At 55.8% G+C, this 22212-nt stretch carries 13 protein-coding genes; 1 reads left to right on the forward strand and 12 read right to left on the reverse strand.

Annotation, left to right across the window (positions count from 1 at the left end):
* Nucleotides 1-2 precede the first annotated feature (2 nt).
* The 10 genes from ACQKLP_RS15235 to ACQKLP_RS15280 form a co-directional block, all read right to left on the reverse strand.
* The gene (locus ACQKLP_RS15235; RefSeq protein ID WP_427323602.1) at nucleotides 3-371 is read right to left on the reverse strand and encodes a hypothetical protein; all 369 of its coding nucleotides are present in this window, start codon (nucleotides 369-371) and stop codon (nucleotides 3-5) included.
* Between the two features lie 111 nt (nucleotides 372-482).
* Nucleotides 483-2246, reverse strand: coding sequence for a RagB/SusD family nutrient uptake outer membrane protein (locus ACQKLP_RS15240; protein ID WP_427323603.1), 1764 nt, complete (start codon nucleotides 2244-2246; stop codon nucleotides 483-485).
* 15 nt (nucleotides 2247-2261) lie between these two features.
* Complete coding sequence (locus ACQKLP_RS15245) at nucleotides 2262-5543, reverse strand: SusC/RagA family TonB-linked outer membrane protein (RefSeq protein WP_427323604.1); 3282 nt, start codon at nucleotides 5541-5543, stop codon at nucleotides 2262-2264.
* A gap of 724 nt (nucleotides 5544-6267) precedes the next feature.
* Complete coding sequence (locus ACQKLP_RS15250) at nucleotides 6268-7449, reverse strand: exo-beta-N-acetylmuramidase NamZ family protein (protein WP_427323605.1); 1182 nt, start codon at nucleotides 7447-7449, stop codon at nucleotides 6268-6270.
* A gap of 123 nt (nucleotides 7450-7572) precedes the next feature.
* The gene (locus tag ACQKLP_RS15255) at nucleotides 7573-8346 is read right to left on the reverse strand and encodes a hypothetical protein (RefSeq protein WP_427323606.1); all 774 of its coding nucleotides are present in this window, start codon (nucleotides 8344-8346) and stop codon (nucleotides 7573-7575) included.
* A gap of 193 nt (nucleotides 8347-8539) precedes the next feature.
* Complete coding sequence (locus ACQKLP_RS15260) at nucleotides 8540-9871, reverse strand: glycoside hydrolase family 71/99-like protein (RefSeq protein ID WP_427323607.1); 1332 nt, start codon at nucleotides 9869-9871, stop codon at nucleotides 8540-8542.
* 51 nt (nucleotides 9872-9922) lie between these two features.
* Nucleotides 9923-10612 (reverse strand): DUF3823 domain-containing protein, encoded by a 690-nt coding sequence (locus tag ACQKLP_RS15265; protein WP_427323608.1) that lies wholly within the window; start codon nucleotides 10610-10612, stop codon nucleotides 9923-9925.
* 18 nt (nucleotides 10613-10630) lie between these two features.
* On the reverse strand, nucleotides 10631-12523 hold the full coding sequence (locus ACQKLP_RS15270) for a RagB/SusD family nutrient uptake outer membrane protein (RefSeq protein ID WP_427323609.1): 1893 nt from the start codon (nucleotides 12521-12523) through the stop codon (nucleotides 10631-10633).
* A gap of 11 nt (nucleotides 12524-12534) precedes the next feature.
* The gene (locus ACQKLP_RS15275) at nucleotides 12535-15675 is read right to left on the reverse strand and encodes a SusC/RagA family TonB-linked outer membrane protein (protein WP_427323611.1); all 3141 of its coding nucleotides are present in this window, start codon (nucleotides 15673-15675) and stop codon (nucleotides 12535-12537) included.
* Between the two features lie 151 nt (nucleotides 15676-15826).
* Nucleotides 15827-18004, reverse strand: coding sequence for a GH92 family glycosyl hydrolase (locus ACQKLP_RS15280; RefSeq protein ID WP_427323612.1), 2178 nt, complete (start codon nucleotides 18002-18004; stop codon nucleotides 15827-15829).
* Between the two features lie 335 nt (nucleotides 18005-18339).
* Here ACQKLP_RS15280 and ACQKLP_RS15285 point away from each other — a divergent pair, with 335 nt between their 5' ends.
* The gene (locus ACQKLP_RS15285; RefSeq protein ID WP_427323614.1) at nucleotides 18340-20847 is read left to right on the forward strand and encodes a hypothetical protein; all 2508 of its coding nucleotides are present in this window, start codon (nucleotides 18340-18342) and stop codon (nucleotides 20845-20847) included.
* A gap of 35 nt (nucleotides 20848-20882) precedes the next feature.
* Here the strand turns inward: ACQKLP_RS15285 and ACQKLP_RS15290 are convergent, their stop codons facing one another.
* Nucleotides 20883-21317 (reverse strand): hypothetical protein, encoded by a 435-nt coding sequence (locus ACQKLP_RS15290; protein ID WP_427323615.1) that lies wholly within the window; start codon nucleotides 21315-21317, stop codon nucleotides 20883-20885.
* Between the two features lie 271 nt (nucleotides 21318-21588).
* Complete coding sequence (locus ACQKLP_RS15295; RefSeq protein ID WP_427323617.1) at nucleotides 21589-22200, reverse strand: hypothetical protein; 612 nt, start codon at nucleotides 22198-22200, stop codon at nucleotides 21589-21591.
* Between the last annotated feature and the right edge of the window lie 12 nt (nucleotides 22201-22212).

A 22212-nucleotide genomic window follows, 5' to 3' on the forward strand; every position in this document is an offset into this window, starting at 1 on the left:
AATCACTTCAATTCCCGTACCGTAATCTGCGCTTTGCCGTCCATCTCCCAGCGGTCCCCGGAAACGGTCAGCGTATCGCCGGGCCTGGCGGACCTGTACTGTGCATGATCTTTCAGATTTGCATGCGAAATGGTTACATGGTACACCGAGTCCTGTGCAGATTTGATCACGGCGGTGTAGCCATCTTTCCCCGTCATCACTTCCTGCACCACGCCGGTCACGGCTGCGGGCGCTGCGGCTTCCGCAGGCGCCGGCGTTGCGGGTTGTACCGAATCGCCGGTAGTGGCGGCGGTTTCCTGTTGGGCGTTGTTGCTGTTGCAGGCCATTATTGCACTGGCGGCCATTGCGGCCATCATGATCCCGATTTTCATAAGACTGATTTTTAAGTGGATGAAATTACGGAATCTCCGGGAACGGGCGGCACTATAAAAAAAGGCCGCACCATGGAAAGTGCGGCCTTTTCCGGGTATGCATATACCGGGTTATTCCATCGTAGGATTGAACGTTCCGCCCCAATTGTTGTTTTGCTGCAACTTGGCGTTACGGTCGAGCACATCTTTATGAATGGGAAAGAAATAGTACGTGTCCGGCACGGAAGTCACTTTCACACCGGTGCGGGGCACCTGGAGGAGGCTGTATTTGAAGTTGGCTTCCGTCAGCTGGTTGGCGGTGGCTTTCGCGCGCGCTTCGCTGATGGGCATTTCCGATCCGTCGGGATTGATGGCGATGGCTTCCACGCCCCATTTGGTGAGGTTGTTCAGCCGGTTGAGCATGCGCAGCCTGCGGAGGTCCCAGAAGCGCTGGCCTTCGAAGCAAAGCTCGATGTTGCGCTCGTCCAGGATGGCTTCCCGCATTTGATCGCGCGTGGTGGCGGTAATGCCGTAATTGCCATTCGTTCCCGGTTCGATGCCGGCGCGCTGGCGGATCTGCTTCAGGATGTCGAGCGCATCGGCCAGGCGGCCGGTTTCGTTGGCGGTCTCCGCGTAGTTGAGCATCACTTCCGCGAACCGCATCAGCACAAAATCCACGTCGTATTGCTGCACTTCCGCCTGTTTGAGGCGCAGCAGGCTGTTCTTCAACACGAAGAAGCCGGTGTAACGGTCGAGGTTCGTGGAGTTGATCTGCGCTTTGGGGTTGATGCCAAAGTCGTCGAGCTCATGCGCCACGCCCAATGCCGTGTACTGGCGCTTGTCGGCTTTGCCGGAAACGGCGTAGGGCTTGCCGTTCCATACTACGGACTTGTTGAACCGGGGATCGCGGTCTTTCCAGTAATTCTGCAGAAAATCGGCGTCCGATTTATAGTAAGCACCGGAATTATCGTTGTATTTCTTGCCATCCTTCATGGGGAACGTTTTCACGAACTCCCAGGTGGGCACGGCAAATGCGGGGCCGCGGCTTTCGGAGCCGGGGCGGACGCCGTTGTCCCATTCCGTGGTCTTGTTCGGGTATTGGTTCACCACGGCGAAGACGGTCTCGGTATTTTTCTCCTGCAGCGCGATGTTGCTATAATCTTCCACCAGTTTGAAGCCCAGCGCTTTCAGATCGTCGTACGCCTTTTTGTTGGCGGTATACGCTTCTGCCCAATACGCGTTGTTCCAGGGATTGGAGGGGTTGAACTGCGGAGAGGCTTTATACAGCAGCACTTTCGCTTTGAACGCGAGGGCAAAGGCGCCGTCGATACGGCCATAATCGGCCGAAGAAGTGGCGATTCTGGGCGGCAGTTTGGCGATGGCGTCGTCCAGGTCTTTGATGATGAGATCGAAGCATTCTTTGGTGGAGTTGCGCGGCGTATTGAGGTCGTCGGTTTCGCGGTCCTGCGGTTTGGTGATATACGGTACGCCGCCATGGTACATCACCATGTCGAAATACGCGTAGGCGCGCATGAAGAGCGCCTGGCCGAGGATCCTGTCCTTCACGTCCTGCTTCAGGCCGCCGGTCAGCACTTTGGCAGCCGCTTCGTTGATCAGCCGGATGCGGCTGTAGTTCCAGCTTTTGAATTCGCCGTTCGTGATGGTCACGCGGTCGGGATAGAAGAAAATGCCTGCCATCTGTTCGCTCTTCTGTTCGAGGCCGGGGCTCCAGTTCCCGAACATGGGATAGATATTGGTGATGAAGGCATTGGCCAGGTTCTCGTCGTTCCAGACCTGTTCGGGGCTATAACCCTCCAGATCGTCTATCTCCAGCACTTTTTTGCAGGAGGCGAACATCCCGCCCAGCAGTAATATGGCTAATAATGTCTTTTTCATGATCATGCGTTTTTACTAGAATCTGATGTCAGCTCCTACGGTGAAGGTTTTCATGAGAGGATAAGAATCGTAGTTCTTTTGTTCCGGATCATGAAACTCGTTCATGGGCGAAATAGCGAAAAGGTTGGTTCCGTTGAAGTACAGTTGCGCGCTCGTGAGGCCGATGGTGCGCACCCAGCTCTTGGGCAGGCTGTATCCCAGGTTCAGCATCTTCATGCGGAGATAGGCGCCGCTGCGCATCCAGAAGTTGGTGGCCACGCTTCCGGACTCCTGCCAGTTGCTGCCGACAGGGCGGGGATACTTCGCATCGGGGTTCTCGGGCGTCCATACATCGTCTGCCCAGATCGGATAATACGGGCGAACGCTGCCACCGTGCTGGCGCATCCCTGCACCTTCCTGGTTACTGATCACACGGTCGTAAGCGGTAACACCCTGGAAGAACGTCTGCAATGCCCAGTTTTTGTAAGACAGGTTGAGGCCCAAACCGAAGTTTACGCGGGGTGTCGCGTTTTCGGAGAGCAGCTGCATATCGTTGTTGTCGATCTTGCCATCAGGACCGGGCGCATAGTTTTCGCCGCGGATATCTTCGAACAGGATAGCGCCGAGGTAAGGATTACGGCCGTATTGCTTAAAACCTTTGGCCAGCAGGCCGTCTAGCTGCTCCTGCGTGCGGATGAGGCCGAGCGACCTCAGGCCAACGATCCTCGTTTCCGGCCGGCCGATGCGCGATTCGAAATGGCGCAGGCCGTTGGGGCCCAGCGCCGCGTCTTCGTCATAAATATCCCAGCGGTCTTTCACATAACCTACGTTGGCGTTGATGGAGTAATTGATCTTTCCGGAAGCGGCTTTGTCGCGCCATTCCAGCGTCAGCTCACCCCCTCTCCAGGAACGCGCCGCGTAGTTTTCGGGCGCCAGCGACTGGCCATAGTTGTCTGGTACGCGCACCTGGCGGTAACCGAGGATATCGGTTTCCTTTCGGACGAACACGTCTACCGTACCGTTGAAGCGGCCGCGGAGGATGGTAAAGTCGATGCCCGCATTATAGGAAGCGGATTTTGCCCAGGTCAGGTTCGGATTGGGCGTAGCGCCGGGAGCGACACCCTGGTAGAGGCGATCGCCAAACATATAGCTGCTGCCGTTCACGATCCGCTGGCGGAACGAGAAGGGCGATATCCTGTTGCCGGCTGCATCCAGGTCGTTACCCGTGGTACCGTAGGAAGCGCGGATCTTCAGGTCGTCGAACGCACGCGTGGCGTTTTTGAACCAGGTCTCTTCCGACAGGCGCCATGCGGCAGACACAGACGGGAAGAAGCCCCAGCGGCTATTGCTGGGGAACAGCGTGTTACCGTCGTACCGGAAAGAGAATTCGGCGATGTAGCGGCTGTCGAAGTTATAGTTCACGCGGCCGATCCACGACTGGCGGGCGCCCACGGAGTCTTTACCGCTGGAGTTGCGGAACTGCCGGTCGGTCGGATATGCGATAAACTGATCATACGGCGTGATGGGGTTCTCCGCGCGGGAATAGGCGATGCTGCCACCGGTTTCCGACTGTTCGAATACCATTAGCGCGTCGATGCCATGCTTGCCGAAAGTGCGGTTGTAGTTCAGGAACCAGTTCAGCTGATAGCTCCACCAGGTGGAGATATTGTAATCCATAAAGGGCTGATTGGAACTGAAGGTGAAGATGTTGGTCTTGTTCGGGTCTGGCGGGGCCGGAATGAAACGGTTGCCGTCGGGGTCTTTCGGATTGAACACGTAGTTCTTCTGGTAAGTGAGGAAGCGCTTGCGCATGTAATCTTCCGCCAGGTAGCTGCCGGTCACTTTCGTGGTCAGGCCTTTCACGTATTTCCCCAGATCGATGTCGATTCCGAGGATGGAGTTCAGCTGGCGGTTGCGCGTTTTGATGTAGCGGTTGCCGATCACCTGGTCGATCACGCTCCAGGCCTGCCAGCTGCCCATGGGCGTCTGCACCGGGTAATCCGTTACGTAGTTGACGGGCGTACCATCGGCCAGCGTATAGAACGGGAAGGTTTTGGGCCAGTTGAACGTTACCCGGTAAAGATCGGATACATCGAAGTCGTCGTCGCCGGTGAATGGCCAGTAGAAGCGGTCGAGGTTCTGCTGGTTGGCGGCGATGTTGAGGTTGATCTTGATCGCATCCGATACTTTGGCGGTAACGTTGCTGCGGAGATTGACCTTGCTGTTGTCGAGGCTTTTGTAGGAACCTTTTTCTCCACGGTAGCTTAACAGCGAATAGTAGGTGATCTTTTCGCTGCCGCCGGCTACGCTGAGCGAGTGGCGGTGGCTGGATGGATCGCGCCAGATGAAATCGTGAACGTTATAATGTTTGTCTTTGAAGTAGTCGAACTCTTCCTGGCCGTTGGGTTTCGGGGTACCGAGGAATTCGGCCACGCGGTTTTGATAGGTGAGCTCGTCTGCCGCGGTAGTCTTGTCAGACAGCAGCTCGCGGGTTGGCCGCGCGGTGGTATAGTTCGTCTGGAAGCTGAACGCGGGTTTGCCGAGCGAGCCTTTCTTGGTGGTAACCAGCACAACGCCGTTGCCGGCGCGGGAACCATACACGGCAGCGGTAGCCGCGTCTTTGAGGAAGCTCATCTGGTCTACTTCAGCGGCCTCGAGCGCGTCGAACGCTTCTTTGTCGCGCACCACCCCGTCTATCACATAGAGCGGTTCTGCAAAGGCGCCGCGGATGCGGATGCCTGCGGTAGAACCGGACAGGCCGGAAGTATTGGTCACATTGACCCCGGGCGCGCGGCCGGCGAGGGTATTGGAAAGATTGGCGGGCGCCATGTTCACCAGCTCCTCCGCGCGCACGGCCGTAACCGGACCGGTGAGGTTTACTTTCTTCTGTGTGCCGTAACCCACTACCACGAGCTCGTTGAGCCCCTTGGCGGCGGATGTCATCACCACATCCAGCCGGTCCTGTTTGCCGACGGCGATCTCCTGGGTGTTGTAGCCCACGAACCGGAAGATGAGGACGGCCCCGTTGTCGGGCACGTTGAGGGAATACTCACCGTTGGCGTTGGTGACAGTGCCGGTGGTGGCGCCTTTGATGGCGATGGTTACGCCGGGCAATCCGCCGCCGGTACCGTCCGTAACGCGGCCGGTGATCTTTCGGTCAAAAGCAGCCGCTTCGTAAGGCGCGCGGGCGATGCCCATGGAGGCGTAGCCCATCAGGAGGCAGACGGAAAGCGCCGCCGGGACGAGCCCCGCGATCCGCCGGACCGTCCGGTTACAGCCACTGTTGTGCTGCAGGGATTTCGATTGATGGAATAGCATATCGATTTGGTTTATGAAAAAGCAATGATGAACGGCTTTGGTCCGCGCGCATGAAGGCGCAATCGGTTGCAGGCATGGCGGTCCCGATCGGCGTGCTGCACGTCGTTTTTCGATGTTGAAATGGATCCGGATTTCCCCGATCGGGGAATATTAACTGGCTAACCGTAGCAACGGGCTACGGCATGCATGGCTCACTGTCCAATAAATGCATCATACTTTGGTCAGGTTTATTGCTTAAATAGAAATGGTACGAAAATTCATTTGCCTGCCGGATGGGCCCGTAAAAAACAATGTGTAATGCTTCCTGTAAAAATCCTTTTCACTGTGACGAATGTCCATGCTTCGATTTGATTTTATTCGCTGTAAATAGATAGTCGATAACCCAGGTGCAAGTGCACAAAAACTATTTGAATGGAACTTAAAAATATGGTCAAACACAACGGGTGCTATATGCTCGATTTACGGTTTCTCAATCCTGGCACGCCGATGCGCTGTAGTAAATAGTGTTTTCCTGATGATCAGCACTTGGTTTCTTTGCGTTCCTTACAAATATATTCTTAAAACTTTCTTTTTCTAACTTTTTTTTAACAGATCCGTATTATATTTTCTTCACTTTTATTAAAGTATCGCAAACTTCTATAAATTTTTTCACCAAGTTTCATTTCTGAAAATGTAAAAAGGCCCGTTTCCGGGCCTTCAGGAAAAGTTGGCGGTTATGGCAGGGTCAGGGGTATAACAGGTATTTCTTTCGCATCTGTTTGTATCGGCTTAACCCGGGCTCCCAGCTCCTGCGGATCTCCGCTTCCGACATTCCGGCTTCTATCTGTTTGCGGAATTCGCGCGTGCCTACCAGCCCGTCGATACTGTTGATCTGCCGGCTATAGCTCCGGTCGAAGAACTTCGATTTATCGGGATATGCTTTATACAGCTCGATCATCCAGCCGATGTTGAGCTGCCCCTTTTTGCGCCAGGGCGATATGTCGAACGTACGCAGATCGAGGCCGTAACAGGTTTCGTTCTGGTGGAGGGGCGTCTCGCTTTTGCCTGGCATGCTCACGGGCTTGAAACTGAAATCGTATTTCCCTTTCAGCGCCGGCGCACCCAGCACGGTAAACGGCATATCCGTGCCGCGGCCCTGGCTGAGGATCGTACCTTCGAACATGCATAATGATGGGTACAGTATGATCGATTGCTGCGTGTTCAGATTGGGCGACGGCGCCACGGGCAGCACGTAATCCATATCGTGCCGGTAATTTTTCAGTTGGATGATTTTCAAGGCGCATTTCTTTTTGTTGCGCATCCATCCCTGCCCGTTGATCATCTGTGCAAACTCGCCCATCGTCATACCGTGCGTCATGGGAATGGGATACCGCCCGATCCCCGACTCCAGCGTCATATCCAGCACCGGCCCGTCTACAAACCCGTTGGGATTGGGCCTGTCGAGAATGATCAGTGTCTTCTTCGCATCGGCGCAGGCTTCCATGATCTCGCGGAGGGTATTGATGAGCGTATAGAACCGGCAGCCCACGTCCTGCAGATCGAACACCATCACATCGATGGCCGCCATCTGCGCGGGTGACGGCTTCCTGCGGTTGCCGTAGAGCGATATAACGGGAATGCCTGTCTGCGGGTCTATCTCGTCTTTCACCACCGCGCCGTTGCTGGCGTTGTTCCGGAAACCATGCTCCGGGCCGAAGATCGTTTTGATCTTCACACCGCGCTTCAGCAAACTGTCTACAATGGGCTGGTCGCCGATGATGGACGTAGGGTTGATCATCATGCCTACTTTTTTCCCTTTCAGCAGCGGCAGGTACGCCTCCACCTGGTCGGCCCCCGTCCGGATGGGCTGCTGGGCCTTCGCGGCCGACAATCCGGCAACGGCGATCAATACGAGTAAATACTTCATAAACGTGATTTCGCTTTCCTTTCAGACAAACTTAATACTTACAGCCGTTATATCCCGCCAAAAAAGAAAGGAGCGCCCTTCGCAGCGGCGCCCCTTTCCACACATCCGTTCTTCACCTCCCCGTCAAGGGAGCTCCTTCAGCCATTGTTCCGCGTAGGAACGGGCGGCTTTTACCGTTTCCGGCCCGGCGCGGAAGCATAGCTTCCAATCGCGGCTCCTTTTCTCCAGTGCGGGATCTTCAAAAACCATTTTACTGCCCTTCTTCACCAGCTTCGCGTTGAAATCGATATCGGAAGTGAGTGCCAGAAAGGCTTTCAGCCGAAGCTTGAGCATACCTTCCACTGTACCGGGATAGGTTTCCTCGTACTTCGCCAGCTGGGCTTTGTACGCGGCCGTCGGGGGACCGGGCAGTTCGCCGACCATGGATTGAACGTATATCTTGTGCATCTTGTGCTTCGGGTCTTTCAACGCCGCCACGATGTCTTTCATCGCCTTGAGCGATTCGCCGTAGCTTTCCTTGTAATCCGGTTCGGCGGTGTCGTATATTTTCTGCAGCTCCTTCACGTCGTTTTCGGATTTACGGATAACGGCCCGCAGTTTGGCGTTGCCGTCTTTCGGCGCGTCTTTCTCCCATACTTCCACATACGCCGCTTTGTATTCCGGTGTGGAAACGTAGGCTTTGATGTAGTCGCCCATTTCCCTGACGGCCTGCGCGCGTTCTTCGGGCGGGATCTGTTTGCCTTTGTAAGTGCCGATGAGCTCGAGTTTTCCGGAAAGCAGGTTGCGGTCGATGGACTTGTGCGCATCTTCGTCCGTCACACCGAGGCGGGAGATGATGTTGCTGGCGCCGAACGCCAGGATGCCCGTAGCGAGCACGGCAATCGTTAATTTGATCATAGCTGAAAAATGTTAGGGGTAACCAATATGCAAAAGTATCGCTGCCGCTGCATCCGGGACCGGCGCCTTGCTCAGACCGTCGTTTCCATCCACCGAAGCGCCGTTTCCGCATCCTGAAACGTAAAAGCCCCCCAGCCAGTGAACTGGCCGCGGGGGCATGTATTTGTGTAACACCAGGAAAGCGGTGTGCCGGTCAGTTGCGTACCGGTTTGATAGCGCCAAAACTTCCTTCGCCATGGAACCAGCGCGCCGCCTGGCCCGTGAGCCAGAGGTAATAATCGCTGGCCAGGTCTGCGTCGATGCCGATGAACCGGCGGTCGCCATGTTGCGGCAACTCCCCTTCCCGGGCGCATTTGTATATCGCCGTGCCTTCGTCTATCTCGTCGAACATGGCCACGTACAGCGAACGGGCGCCTGAGATCTTCGCGCCGGCCACCTGCTGCCAGAGGAAATCCCCTTTCAGCCGCGGAATGGAATTATACTGCGCCGGATCGTTTTTCAGGTTCCCCCAGCTGAACCCGGGGAACGCCAGCGGCACATAGGTAACGTTGTTGTTTTTGCACCACTGGATGTCGGCCGCCAGCTCCACGCCCGCCACCTGCGTATAATTCCCGCTGCTGTAGCGGCCTACGGCCCAGGGCATCACGATGTCGGTTTTCTTGATCAGCGCATGCAGGGCGGGATTGTTTTCCGTATCGTTGCGCATGCTCCGCCAGTAATACGGCACACCGAGCATGACGGACACGCGTTTCTCCGGGCCCTTCAGCCTTCCCACCAGCTGGTCCACATCCGCCGTGGTATAGCGGCGGTTGTCATTGAAACCCACGCCCCAGAGCACTACCAGCGGTTTCTTATTGTGCCGCAGGTAGGTAGGATGGGTTTTATTGTCGAACAGGTTGAAAGTGGTCTGCAATTCTTTCCAGTCTTTCTCGACATACGCCACGTCTTCGGGCGCGCACCCGCTCAGGTCGTACATCACGCAGATGGCGCGGCCATGCTTCTTGGCGGCCTTCAGGGCGTTTTCGAGGACTTTGTTGAAATGCCTTTTGCCTTTGGGATTGGATTCCTTCACTTCCACGACGAAGCGCTGCATGAACACGCCATCGATCCCGTAATCCTTCATCCATTTGAAATGCAGGTCTACGGTGGATTCGTCGTATGGACTGTACATATACACGTCTGACCCGTCGGCGTACTTGAAATCGGTCTTGTATTTTTGGGTGTACTCCGTCATATCCGGATAAAAATCCACTGCGGAGCATCCGGGCTTAAAACCGCCGCAGTAGCCCATGCCGAGATGGTACCAACCACGGTCGGAGCCATCGCCCTGCGCGGCGAACCAGCCCTGGTAGCCGGCCATGACGAGGTTATCGTAAGCGGTGTACAGACATCCGGTTTCGTCGTACACGATTTCCTTTACGGGAGGTTGCGGTGGCGGAGGGCCTTCGCCACCGCCGTTGGGCCCGCTTTTGGCGCAACTCAGCGCCACGAGCGCGAAGGCGGATAAGAAAATGGTCTTCATCATAGATCGGAAGCATAAATGCCTGCGGAAGCGGATGCCGCCGCAGGCATGGGTTTACAGATCGAAGGGCACGGCCTTCGCATAGTTCGGTTTGGATTCCACGGCATCGATGAGCGCGCCGATGCGGAAGTAATAGGTTTTGCCGGGCTTGAGGATGTCGCGCACGTTCGGGCTTTGCAGGTCGATCGTGAGGGTGTACGTGGTGTTCGGGTCCGCCACGGCGTTAATGTCCTGCTCGGCGGCGGTCAGCCGGAGCGTCTCTCCCACCCTGAAATCGCTGTGGGCATACAGCCCGATCTTGCGGACGTTATTGGTCACCTGCTGTTGCAGCTTGAAGGTGGCCGTCACGATGTTGCCGTTTTTGGTGACGGAAGGGTTCACGATGCGGATGTAGGGCGTCACGTTGAAATCCATTTTCGTCCGCCCGGCGATGCGGATGTCTTGCGGCTCCACGGGAATGAAGTTGCCCCGCACGGGCGCCACGGAATAATCCGCTTCGAACAGCAACGAGTTTTCATAATTGCCGTCTGCCTTGAAGATGAGCCATTGCGGCTGCACGTTGTCCCATCCATGTTCCTTCAGTTCCACCACTGATCCGCGGATAACGTCCTGCTCCAGCAGTTGCTTGGTACCTGCGTCATAAATACTGCCGTACAGGCCGGCGGTGGGCGCATCGTAGTTGTCTTTCTCGCACGCGGTGAGCCCGGCGAGCAGCAAGCCTAATATAAAAGCGGTTCTTTTCATATTCGTAGTTTTTTCGGATCAATACTGCGGGTTTTGTACCAGTCCGTTAGACGCGATACCGGGGATGAACCGGTAATACGAGCGTTCGGAAAAGGTTTTGGGCGTATAGTTCGGTACTACCACGCGCACGAAGATGTACTTGGTGGCGGGCAGTGCACGCAGGTCCTGCAAAGGCAGCAGCGAATGCACGACGCGGTTGTTGAATTCGGTATGGTATTCGCGGCGGCGGATGAGGTCCCAGAAGCGTTTGTTCTCGAACGCCAGCTCCACTCTCCTTTCCCGTTGCACGTTGGCGGAAGTGAGCGCGATGGCAGTGGTATGTCCTGCGCGGCGGCGGATGTCGTTCAGCGCCTTTGCGGCTTCCGCGGCATTGCCCGTCCCGCTTTCCACCACCGCTTCGGCGTAGTTGAGCAGCACTTCGGCGTACCGGAACTCGATAAAATCGGAGGTGCTCTGGTTCCAGCCTGCTACCACGGGCGCGGTATGGTTCATGAACTTCTTGAAGGAAAAGCCCGTCCGCGTGTTATTCCCGCCATACGAATCGAAACCGGAATACTGCGAGGTATTGGCCGCGCCATAGGTGTAATACGTGTGCCCGTTGACGGTGATCTCCGCCTTGGTGCGGATCACGGCCTGCCCGTTGGGCTGTACGTAACCGGCCTGGATGACGATGGGCGTACCTTTCCATGCCGTTCCGGGCAGGATGGCCGTGCCCCAGAGGCGCGCGTCTTTCCCTTTGAAAATATCGTTGGGGGAATCGAACTGGAGATAGTGCAGGCCGGCGTTGAAGCCGCCGTAATCGGTGACGTCGCCTTCGGTGGTGGTAACGACCGGGGATGACTGGCCCGGACGGTCATATCTTTCGTACAGGTCGATGAGGTCGAGCGTAGGGTTCATCCGCCCGGGGTGCGGCCAGCCGTTGGCGGATTGCGCGGGCTGGTACCAGATGTCGTAGTTATGACCGGTGAAGTTCCCCGGCAACGTGAACCCTTTGATGAGGATCGTTTCCTTGTCGCCACCGTTGGGATTGGCAAAGAGCATGCGGTAATTTTCCGCTGCCTCTTCCGGCGAAGCCGGATTCGCCCCGTACAGCGCGAATTGCCCCGACTGGATGATCAGTTCGCTGGCCTGGATACAGGCGGTGTAATACGCCGCTGCATCGCCGGCCGTCATCCCCACCAGTTTATCCGTCACGGCGGCACCCGACATGGGCGCGCGGCCCCAGAATTTGGCGACGGAGGCTGCATGCAGGGCAGCGCGCGATTTCAGTGCGGCCGCGGTGTACTTCGTAGCGCGGCGACTTTTCCCGTCGCCCGGTTCCAGGTTGGCGATGGCCTGGTCGCACAGTTCCATCACATAGTCCCAGGTCGCTTTTTCCGTGCTGCGCGGCACTTTCAGGCTTTCCACATCGCCGGTGTATTGCTGGGTCTGTTTGATAAGTGGAACGCCGCCGTAACGCTTCGCCAGGGCGAAGTAGGCATATGCCTTGATGAAGGCGCTTTCGCCGATGAGTTTTTTCTTGTCGGCTTCGATCACGTCCAGCGTGGGAATGGCGTCTGCGAGGAGGTTCACGTCGCGGATGAGCTTGTAGCCCTGGTCCCACCACTGGAAATCCCCGTCGCCCACGAAATCCCCGAATTCGGAATGCACGGCTTCATCGGTGACCATGGCCGGCGCAAAGCCGCCGTTATTGGGATCGCCGCCGTTCTGGTTGAAGCCTCCGCGGAAGAACGCGAAATCTTCGATGGGCAGCTGGTAATATAAGTTGGCCATGTAGAGTTTCACGCCTTCGGGATCGCCGAAGAGGTCTTTGGCCAGGATCTTGTCTGTAGGCTCGAGATCCAGCACGGACTTGCAGCTGAAGAGCGTCACGGCCAGCAGGCATGTCAGTAGTTTACGGTAATTCTGCATATCGTCCCGTTTTAGAAGTTAGCGTTGATACCGAAGTTGTAGGTCCGCATGAGCGGATAGTTGAACCCGGCGTTGAAGAGGCCTTCGAGCCGTTCGGGGTCGAAAGGTTTCACGAACGAATCGGCGAAGGTGAGCAGGTTGAAGCCGCTGGCATATACGCGGATGCGCTCCAGGCCGGCTTTGCGGTACAGCCTGTTGGGAACGGTGTATCCCAGCTCGAGGCTCTTGAGGCGGAGGTACGATGCGTTGCGGCGCCATACGGAGCTTTCGGCGTACATCATGCCCACGTTGTAATTGAACCGGGTGGCGGGCCATTTACCGGCGATCCACTGGCTGTTGGGATCGTAGGGATCGGCTTTATGCCAGCGGTCGAAGAAATAGGCGGGCGTGTTGCCGCGGAAAGCGAGCACTTCGGCGTACACCTCGCTGAAGCGGACGGTGTACATGGCCGCGCCCTGGAAGAGCATGTTGAGGTCGAAGCCCTTGTAGCTCGCGCCAAGCGAGAAACCGTAGTTGATCTTGGGGTTCTTGCCGCTGGGGTTCTGGTTGTCGTTGGTACCGTTCTGGCCGAGGAACAGGGGCAGCAGGTCTGCGTCGTTGATCACTCCGTCGTTGTTCACGTCCTGGTACTTAAAATCTCCCGGCAGTTCGCGCGTATTGGCCTGGTCGCCGCCCTGGATGGGGTATTTGTTGATCTCGTCCTGCGTCTGGAACTGGCCGAGATAGGTGTATCCCCAAACGATGTCGTTATACCGGTTGGTACGCCCGTTGCGCCAGCGTTCGAAGCTGTTGCGCGGAAGGTCGCCTTCCTGGTAAAGGTTCATGATGCGGGAATAGTTGAAGTTGGCGGAGATGTTGTACTGGAATTCGCCGATGCGGTTGTTGTGCCCGATGGTGAAATCAAAGCCCTGCACGCGGTCGCTGTTGAGGTTTTCTTCCGGGAGCGATCCGCCGAAGGTGTTGGGCAGGGAAATATTCCTCCGCGCCAGCAATCCCGAACGGTTGCGCCGGTATACGTCGAACTCGAGGGTGAATTTATTCTGGAAGAGACCGAGATCGATGCCGATGTTGATGATCTTCGAGGTGAACCAGGTCAGTTTCTCGTTGGTGATCCCGGGCGAAGAGGCACCACTGGTCAATGTTCCGTTAGCGAATTCATAGGTACCGCCGCCCTCGGTCGAGAAGCCGGCGATGTACTGGAACGGTGCGCCCGCGTCTTCCCCTACCGACCCGTACGAAGCGTCGAGCTTCAGGTTCGATACTACAGGAAGGGCTTTTTGGATGAAGGGCTCTTCAGACAAGCGCCATCCGCCCGTCACCACCGGGAAGAATCCCCATCTGCGGTCGGGATGATAGCGGTAGGAACCGTCTTCACGGAACGCGAATTCCACGATGTATTTCCGTTTGAAATCATACGAAAAACGGCCGATGTACGAGAGGTTGGCGAACTCGTTCTCCATCCCCGAATTCTCCTGCCGCGCGCGGCTCGCCCGGTCTATCTGGTCGTTGGTGAAGAAATCGTAGTACCTGCGCAGGTAAGCGTCGCGCCCCCAGTTCTGCTGCTGTTCTACCACCATGGTAGCGGCAACGTTGTGGTTGGCGGCGAAGGTCCGGGCGTAATTGATCTGCCCTTGGAGCGTAACGCGGTTACCGTTGCCGTAATTGTTGGAAATGGAACCGTTGCCGTCGCGCTGGCGTTCTTTGAGGTATTGGCCGTTCACATATTTATAAAGATCGTACGCTTTGCTGAGGTCTTTATTGGAATAGCTCGTAAGATCGTACCCCGCTACGCCGCGGATGCTGAGCCCTTCCACGAAAGGCACCGTGTAAGTGAGCGAGCCCGTAGCCTGGACATTGCGGGTCACGCTTTCGTTGTAGCCGGTGATGCCGCGCTGGCTCAGGATCACGGGGTTCTGGTTGCTGGGCGCCACCACGCTCGGGTATTCCGGGTTGTTGTTGGCGTACACGCGGTCTGTGGGCAGGGAAACGCGGGTGCCTTTGAAGATGTTGAAGAAGTTCTCGCCAGGCACCGTGCGGTTATCGTACCGCCCGGCGATGAGGAGCTCGGCCTTCAGGTTGGGATGCAGCATGGTAGTGATGTTGGAGCGCAGGTTGAAGCGCTTGTACCACATATCGTTGCTGCGGAGCAGGGAATTTTCGTCAGCGTAGCCGAAGCTGAAGAAATACTGCGTCTTTTCGTTCCCGCCGGAGGCCGACAGGTTATGCTGTTGCTGCATGGCGGTGTTTTTCATGGCCGCGGCGTACCAGTCGGTGCTTTCGTAGCCGGGCTCCTGGTTCACCCACTTTTGTAGTTCGTCTTTGGTGAGGTACGGCGTTCCCAGGCTGAAGAGGTCTGCTTCGTTGCGCATCGTGAGCCATTCGCCGGCATTGGCCATGCGGGGCACGTCGGTAGGTTTCATGACGCCTACCACACCGGCGTAATTGAAGTTCGCTTTGCCGGAAGCGCCTTTCTTGGTGGTCACGATCACCACGCCATTGGCGGCGCGGAGCCCGTAAATGGCGGCAGACGCGTCTTTGAGGAAGCTCACGCTTTCGATGTCGTCCGGGTTGAGGCGCTGGAATTCGTTGGCCCCGTCCCGCGCGATGCCGTCGATCACGAAGAGCGGCGTACCGAACCCGCGGATGTTGATCATGTTATTGAAAGTGCCGGGCTCGCCGCCGAGCTGGCGGATCTGGAGGCCGGCCACCTTGCCCTGGAGTTTCTGGGCAAGACTGATGTTGGTCGTGGTCTGGATTTCCTTGCCGGTGATATTGCTCACCGCACCGGTTACGACTTCTTTTCTTTTCGTGCCGTATCCCACAACCACCACACCGGCGAGCTGTTCTTCGGTGGATGTAAGGGCGACGTCGATCACGGAGCGGTTGCCGATCGTTTCGGAAACAGAGACCATGCCGAGGAACGCGAAATGCAGCTGGGTGGCGCCGGCCGGCAGCTGGATGAGGTATTGGCCCCGCGCGTCGGTAGTGACGCCGGTCCTTTTCCCGGCGGCGTCTGTCGTATACACGCTCACGCCGGGCAAGGGAGTACCGTCTTTGCTTTCCTTCACCTTCCCGCTAACCGATCGTTGCTGGGCGATCAGGCCGAGGGGCAGAAGGAAAAGCAGCATCAGTAGTACATGGATTTTCTTCATAACGTAAATGTTTTCATGCTGTTCATTTGGAAAGGATGATGAGTTCACTCCTGGAATGGCCGCATGGCGGCTGGCGCCACTAGGGCGGGAACGTGGTCGCATAGTGCATAAGGGAGACGTTGATCTTGGTTAATAATGTTTCGGAAACCTTTTATTCTGCGCCGAGCTTTTTATTGGGCAGCGGCCCCATCTCCAGCTCCAGGTGACCGCCGTTCACGAGGTCGGCGTGGGAGAACGAGAGTTTGGACAGCGGCTTGCCGTTGAAGCGTGCGCTTTGGATATATTTATTGACGGTGGAACTTTCCGGTGCCGATACCCTGAACGTTTTTCCGTTTTGCAGCCGGATGGAAACGCTGCTGAAAACGGGGCTCGTGATGGTGTATTCCGGGATGCCCGGCGTGAGCGGGTAAAAGCCCATGCTGGCAAAGACGACGAAGGCAGACATGCCTCCGCCGTCTTCATCGCCCGGGATGCCGAAGATGTTGTCTTTGAACCAGGTGTCCAGCAGAAAGCGGGTGCGCTTCTGTGTTTTCCAGGGCGATGGGGTGAAATTGTAGAGGAATGGAATATGAAAACTCGGCTCGTTGCCCATGGAAAATTGCCCCACGAGCCCCGTTGCATCGGGGAATTTGCTCCAGAATTCGTACTTCGAGCGGTCGAGGCTTTCGCGAAACAGCTGGTCGAGCCTCGCTTCGAAAGCCGCTTTACCGCCGTTGAGGGCGATGAGGTCGGGGATGTTCTGCTGTACCTGCCAGGCGTATGTCCAGCCGTTGTTTTCGTCGTAATATTCGCGGCCGCCCATGCCTCCGTCGAACTTCGCGTCGATGGGGATCCAGTTGCCTTTCCCGTCTTTCGGCAGGAACATTTTCTTTTCCGGGTGCCAGAGGTTGCGGTAATTCCGTCCGCGCGGCGCAAAAATCGCCGTATCGGCATTTTTCCCAAGATCGGCCGCGAGTTGCGCCAGCGCCCAGTCGTCGTACGCGTTCCCCAGCGTCACCGCCACGGCCTGCCGTTTTTCGAAGGGGTGCACTTTTTCCACCGGCTCCTGTTCTCCCGGCGCCAACGCGGGGAAATATCCTTTTTCGTGGTAGAAATCGTCGAGCGGGGTTTTGTCTTCGTTCCGCCAGGGCAGCATGGTGGCGCTCACGGCGTTTTTGCGCATGCCGGCGTAGGCGGTTTCCATATCATAATGGCGGAGGCCTTTGCGCCAGGCGTCGAGGAACACGATGGTGGAATGGAAGCCGTTCATGCAGGCGTGGTCGCCGAAAAGCACGGGGAACGTCGGCATCCAGCCGCTTTGCTCGTACATTTTCACGTAGGACTGCAGCATGTCTTCTTCGCCTTTGGGGTCGAGGATCATACGGAGGGGATGGTGGGCGAGATAGGTGTCCCACGACCAATCGTCCACATAAAACGGGCGGTCCGTTTTTTCCACGCGTTTGCTGTAACCGCTGTAATACTGTCCGTTTTCCGTGATGTCGGTCATCCGTTCGTAGCAGCGGTACAGCGCGGTATAAAAAGAGCGCTGTTGCGCCGGGGTGCCGCCCTGCACGGTAATCTGGCCGATGGCGCGATCCCAGGCTTTTTGCCCGGCGGCGGTAAACTGCGCGAAGCTGGATTTTTCCACTTCCTGTTCGAAGTTCCGTTTCGCCTGTTCGGGGCTGACGTAGCTGATGGCGTATTTCAGTTCCAGGGTACGCCCAGCAGATGAAAAGACCGCCGCGGCGCGGGGGCCCTCCTGCATCGCAGGTGTAGGGATTTCGCTGAAGGCGCCGTACATATACACCTTTACATCGCCCTGCCAGGTTTCCATGCCGCGGATGCGGCTGCCGGGAAGGAACTCCAGCTGCGAGGGGCCCTGGTTATACACATCGAACAAAACCGCTTTCGGTTTCCCTTCCGGGAACGTAAACCGGAAAATGCCCGTTTTCTTCCCCGCGGTAAATTCTACTTTTATCTCATCGTCGATCAGGTAGGTCGAATAATACCATGGACGGTTCACTTCCAGCTCATGGTCCCAGGTCTGCCGCTGGCGCCAACTTTCCCTGGTTACCGGTTTCCCGGAAGGCTTGAGGGCAAAAACCTGCCCGAGGCGGTGCGAAACTACGTTCATGGGAAAGCTCGAGATCTGGTCGTCCAGGAAATCTTTCCTTTGCGGCGTAAACCGGACCATCTGGTTGGGCAACTGCACCGTGGGGCGCGTCGGCTCCAGTAGAGCGCCTACCGCCCCGATGGTCGGGTCAATGCTTTTCAGGTACGCCGGTTCGTTGGTCACCTGGGCACGGCAAACAGTAAAAACGAGATGGCCCGCCAGGAGGATTTGCATCATTTTTTTCATATCCGTTCGTGGAATTGTTGATTGTTGATGCAAGTAACCCGCAACCCACTAATAAAGTCATTAACGGATCCACTAACCGGGAAATTAATTTTCAAATTTTTTACAACAAATTGATTTTATTACGTTAATGAATATATTAATTTCTTCAAACCGATAGGTTTTCCCTCCTTTACCGGTCAACGGAAACTTGATCCACCCGAAATCCCGCGTTTCGTTTTGCGTTTATTCCCCATTTTTTTGTTCCTTTAGCACGGAACGGATTTGTGTAGCGAAGAAGTGTAAAAAAGACATCCACGTAAATATTCAACCAAGATTGCGCGCCTCCCATGAGGAAGTATATATATTGTATCGTTGCCTGTTTGTGCCAGGGGTTTGTTGCGATGGGCCAATCGCACGGACTGGAGTTTTCCAGTCACGAAGTGGTGCCCGAGCATCGCACGGCGCTCGACCTTACTCCCGGTACGCCCTACTGCCTGAAAGGCGGACAGACGGAAATTTACTTCCAGCTGGCTTTCCGCCCCCATCTCGAAACTTATTTCGGATATATCCTCCGCATGTTGACGGAAGACCGGCAAAACATCGACCTGGTGTACAACCAGCGGACGATGACCATTCATTTCGTCATCGGGGAAACGATCACCGGCAGCGCTCCGCTCGACAGTTCCCTGCTTACCGGCCAGTGGCTCCGGCTGCGCGTGGTTTTGGATGCGGGGAAGAATACCGCTTCGTTTTATTGTAACGACAAGCTGGCCGGCAGTGGAAAGTTACCTTTTGCGAAGGGTTCCTGCTGCCGCATCTTCTTCGGCGCCATCAAACACGAAGGTTTCCAGACGCTCGACGTACCGCCCATGCGCCTGCGCGACGTCCGCTTACTCGAAAACGGTACCGTCAAACGTTTCTATCCCCTTAACGAGTCCTCCGGCCAGGAAGCCCGCGACGCGGAAAGCGGTCCTTCCGCCCGCGCCGCCAATCCCGTCTGGATCAAGCCGCGGCACCAGCAATGGGAAAACCGCCTCACCCTCGAAACCACCGGCACGCCGAGCGTCGCCTATAACGAGCGCGACGATCAGTTATACATCGTGACGGACGATACCCTGTTCACTTATTCCTTCCGGAACGGTGCGCTGCGGGCGGACGCCGCGGCAAGGGGCAACCGCATCCTGCCGGCCGGCAACCAGTCTGTCTACGATCCCCATCGCCACCGCCTCATAAACTTTTATATCGACGAAAAGAAAGTCGCGACGCTGACGCCGGGGGCCGACCGTTGGTCGAACACCTTTTACGCGACCTTGCTCACGGAATGGTGGCAGGCCAACAAGTTCTATTCGCCGGCCGACAGTAATTTGTACATCATCGGCGGGTATGGCCAGTTGCATTACAAGAACGGCGTGCAACGGTACAACTTCAACCAAGACCGCTGGGATTCGATCCCTTCGCATGGCGACGCGTTTTCTCCCCGGTACCTCGCGGGGCTGGGGCTCAATGCGGCGGGCGACACGGCTTTCATCATCGGCGGGTACGGCAGCAATACGGGCGACCAGGCCGTGAATCCGCGGTTTACTTACGATATGCTGGCGTATAGCGTGCGGACCGGGGTTTTCACGCATCTGTATACCCTTCCGCAGCCGGAACATCATTTTTGTTTTGCGAACAGCCTTGTTATCGATTCGGCGAGCCGGGAATATTATGGGTTGATTTACCCGACAGACCGGTTCCAGTCGAGCCTCCAGCTGGTGCGGGGCTCTTTGTCGAAGCCGGAGTTCCAGCTCATGGGGGATTCTTTGCCGTACCAGTTTTACGACATCGGGTCGTTTGCGGATTTATATTACAGCTCACGGAGCCGCCAACTGATCGCGGTAACGATCTGGAACGGGAAAGACAGTATGTCGGGCGTGCGCGCCTGGTCGCTGGATTTTCCGCCGAACGCATTGCTGCCGGTGGTGCCGGTACGATCGTCGACGGGATGGTATTGGGCGTTGCTCGTGCCGGTGGGTATGGCGGTGTGGTTGATGACCCGGAAGCGGAAGGGGAAACCTTCGGGCGGTGTGCCGCAGCAGGTTCCCCAACCTTTGGAAACTCCGGAGCCGGCGCCGGGGATGCCGGAACGATCGGCCATTTTCCTGTTCGGGCAGTTCGAAGCGTTTGACCGGGAAGGGAATGATATTACGAAGCAGTTTACGCCATTGTTGAAGGAATTGTTCCTGTTATTGATGGTGCATTCGATGAAAGACGGTAAAGGGATTTCGTCGGATTCCTTGTACGAGGCGCTCTGGAGCGATAAGGCGCCGAAAGACGCGAAGAACAATTTTTCGGTAAATATGGTGAAGTTGAAAGGGGTGTTGGAGAAAATCGGCGGGTTCCATATCGGGAAGGAGCCCGGCCGCTGGAAGCTCGATGTGCTGGAGGGTTCCGCCTGGATCGATTTTGAAGCTTTCACGAAACTGACGCAGCGCACTGGCAGCGAGGGGCCTGATAAAGTCACGGTGACCGCGGTGCTGGAGATCGTGCAGCGGGGCGCTTTCCTGCGGACAACGCATTACGAGTGGCTCGACGATGTAAAATTCCAGGTGGCCGACGCGGTGACGGGGTTGTTATTGCGATATATGTCTACGGCCGACCGGCAAACCGAAGCAGATTTTATTCTTCGTGCGGCCAATGCTATTTTCCTGTTCGACAATTTGAACGAAGAAGCGTTAACCTACAAATGCCGGATACTCAACCAGCTGGGGCGTCATAGCCTTGCGCGGGATGCGTACGAGAAGTTCGCCAAGGAGTACCGGGAAAGTTACGGGCAGGAATTTGGAACGGCTTTCGTGGATTTGCTGCAGCATTGATGAAGGGTTAATGATTTTCTGACAAATGCAGTCTGTCATGCAGATGTTCCTTTTCTATTAATATATTTCTTCAATTGGCGGTATTTCTTTTCAACAACCTGCCTGTCGCCGGAAAAGGAACATTGATATACTTCGAAATGATCTTTCTTTTTGAAGGCGAACACCAGGTATACTTTATCTTTTTCGAAGCGGAATGAGCAATTGGATGGATTGTCGGCGGCGAAACGTATCTCCTGCCCTACCGAAACGTTGCCTTTTAAAACTTCCAGGACCGTTACGTTTGCGCGAACCCCGGATACGGGTTGAAATTCCTCCCGTTCATAATCCATCGTTTTCACTACCAGGATATATTCACTGGTTTTTACATGGCTGGTAACTGGGGATACCATGAGGCAATCGCAAGCGGACATCGTTGCCGGGATGATGATTAAGATTGCGTGAAGGCACAGGAATAAAAGATGTTTCTTCATAGGGTTTTACTATTCATTATAACTGTAATTAAAACGCTTCACTCCGAAAAACGAACGGCATCTAACAGGTGACTTGCAGTCGGGTTCATAATAATCACCGTGATTTCCAAGCAACTTCGATTCAACTTACTCCACATAAATACTCCTTAAAGAGATCATTACAAATCCTCCAGGCGCTGGCCCTGAGAGTGAAGACGGCGGTATTACCCCACTATTGTTCAACGCGCATTACTATCACAGTATCCCGCCCAATTCCTGAACAAACTATAGATCAACCGATTTTGTACAAAAGCCCCGTAAACGAGATCATAACAAGCACAGTAATCACCGCCCCAAGCGCGAAGATGGCGAAAGCTTCACGCTTTATTTTTCCCAACTTCACTGAATGAACGGAATTTACCGGCCAGTTTGTTCTTTTCAGAAAATGAATGCTCGCGACATGTACGAAAACACTCAGGATCGATAGCGTGTAATATGGAATAAAGAACAACTTGGACGGAAATTCAACGGCTACATTCGCGGCAAAATAAAAATCGGTTTCGATATGCCATTGATAGCGCGCCAACATGACGGCAGCTACGTGATTAATGAGGAAAAGCGCCAGATAAATCCCACTGAGCACCTGCACCTTTACGGCAACGGGCTGCCGCCTGAAACCTTTTCTTACGATGAGGGTTACGCCACTGACGATCTGCGATGCAACGCAAGCCAGCAGCAGTATTTCCACCGGCGGAAAGCGGTACAGTTTCCGGAAAATTTCCATCACGCGGATATGCGATTGCGGCCCCGCCAGCGCGAAAAGATGATTGGTAAAATGTAATAACAGGAAGCATGCAATGATAATTCCGGATAACCGGTGAAATTTCTGGAGCGCCGTTGCCATAGGTTTTGCGGT

It is taken from the genome of Chitinophaga sp. NPDC101104 (genome assembly GCF_050277495.1).
GTDB lineage: Bacteria > Bacteroidota > Bacteroidia > Chitinophagales > Chitinophagaceae > Chitinophaga.

Coding starts and splice junctions, on each gene's coding strand:
- ACQKLP_RS15235 (WP_427323602.1), bottom strand. CDS start 371: ATGAAAATCGGGATCATGATGGCCGCAATGGCCGCCAGTGCAATAATG.
- ACQKLP_RS15240 (WP_427323603.1), bottom strand. CDS start 2,246: ATGAAAAAGACATTATTAGCCATATTACTGCTGGGCGGGATGTTCGCC.
- ACQKLP_RS15245 (WP_427323604.1), bottom strand. CDS start 5,543: ATGCTATTCCATCAATCGAAATCCCTGCAGCACAACAGTGGCTGTAAC.
- ACQKLP_RS15250 (WP_427323605.1), bottom strand. CDS start 7,449: ATGAAGTATTTACTCGTATTGATCGCCGTTGCCGGATTGTCGGCCGCG.
- ACQKLP_RS15255 (WP_427323606.1), bottom strand. CDS start 8,346: ATGATCAAATTAACGATTGCCGTGCTCGCTACGGGCATCCTGGCGTTC.
- ACQKLP_RS15260 (WP_427323607.1), bottom strand. CDS start 9,871: ATGATGAAGACCATTTTCTTATCCGCCTTCGCGCTCGTGGCGCTGAGT.
- ACQKLP_RS15265 (WP_427323608.1), bottom strand. CDS start 10,612: ATGAAAAGAACCGCTTTTATATTAGGCTTGCTGCTCGCCGGGCTCACC.
- ACQKLP_RS15270 (WP_427323609.1), bottom strand. CDS start 12,523: ATGCAGAATTACCGTAAACTACTGACATGCCTGCTGGCCGTGACGCTC.
- ACQKLP_RS15275 (WP_427323611.1), bottom strand. CDS start 15,675: ATGAAGAAAATCCATGTACTACTGATGCTGCTTTTCCTTCTGCCCCTC.
- ACQKLP_RS15280 (WP_427323612.1), bottom strand. CDS start 18,004: ATGATGCAAATCCTCCTGGCGGGCCATCTCGTTTTTACTGTTTGCCGT.
- ACQKLP_RS15285 (WP_427323614.1), top strand. CDS start 18,340: ATGAGGAAGTATATATATTGTATCGTTGCCTGTTTGTGCCAGGGGTTT.
- ACQKLP_RS15290 (WP_427323615.1), bottom strand. CDS start 21,317: ATGAAGAAACATCTTTTATTCCTGTGCCTTCACGCAATCTTAATCATC.
- ACQKLP_RS15295 (WP_427323617.1), bottom strand. CDS start 22,200: ATGGCAACGGCGCTCCAGAAATTTCACCGGTTATCCGGAATTATCATT.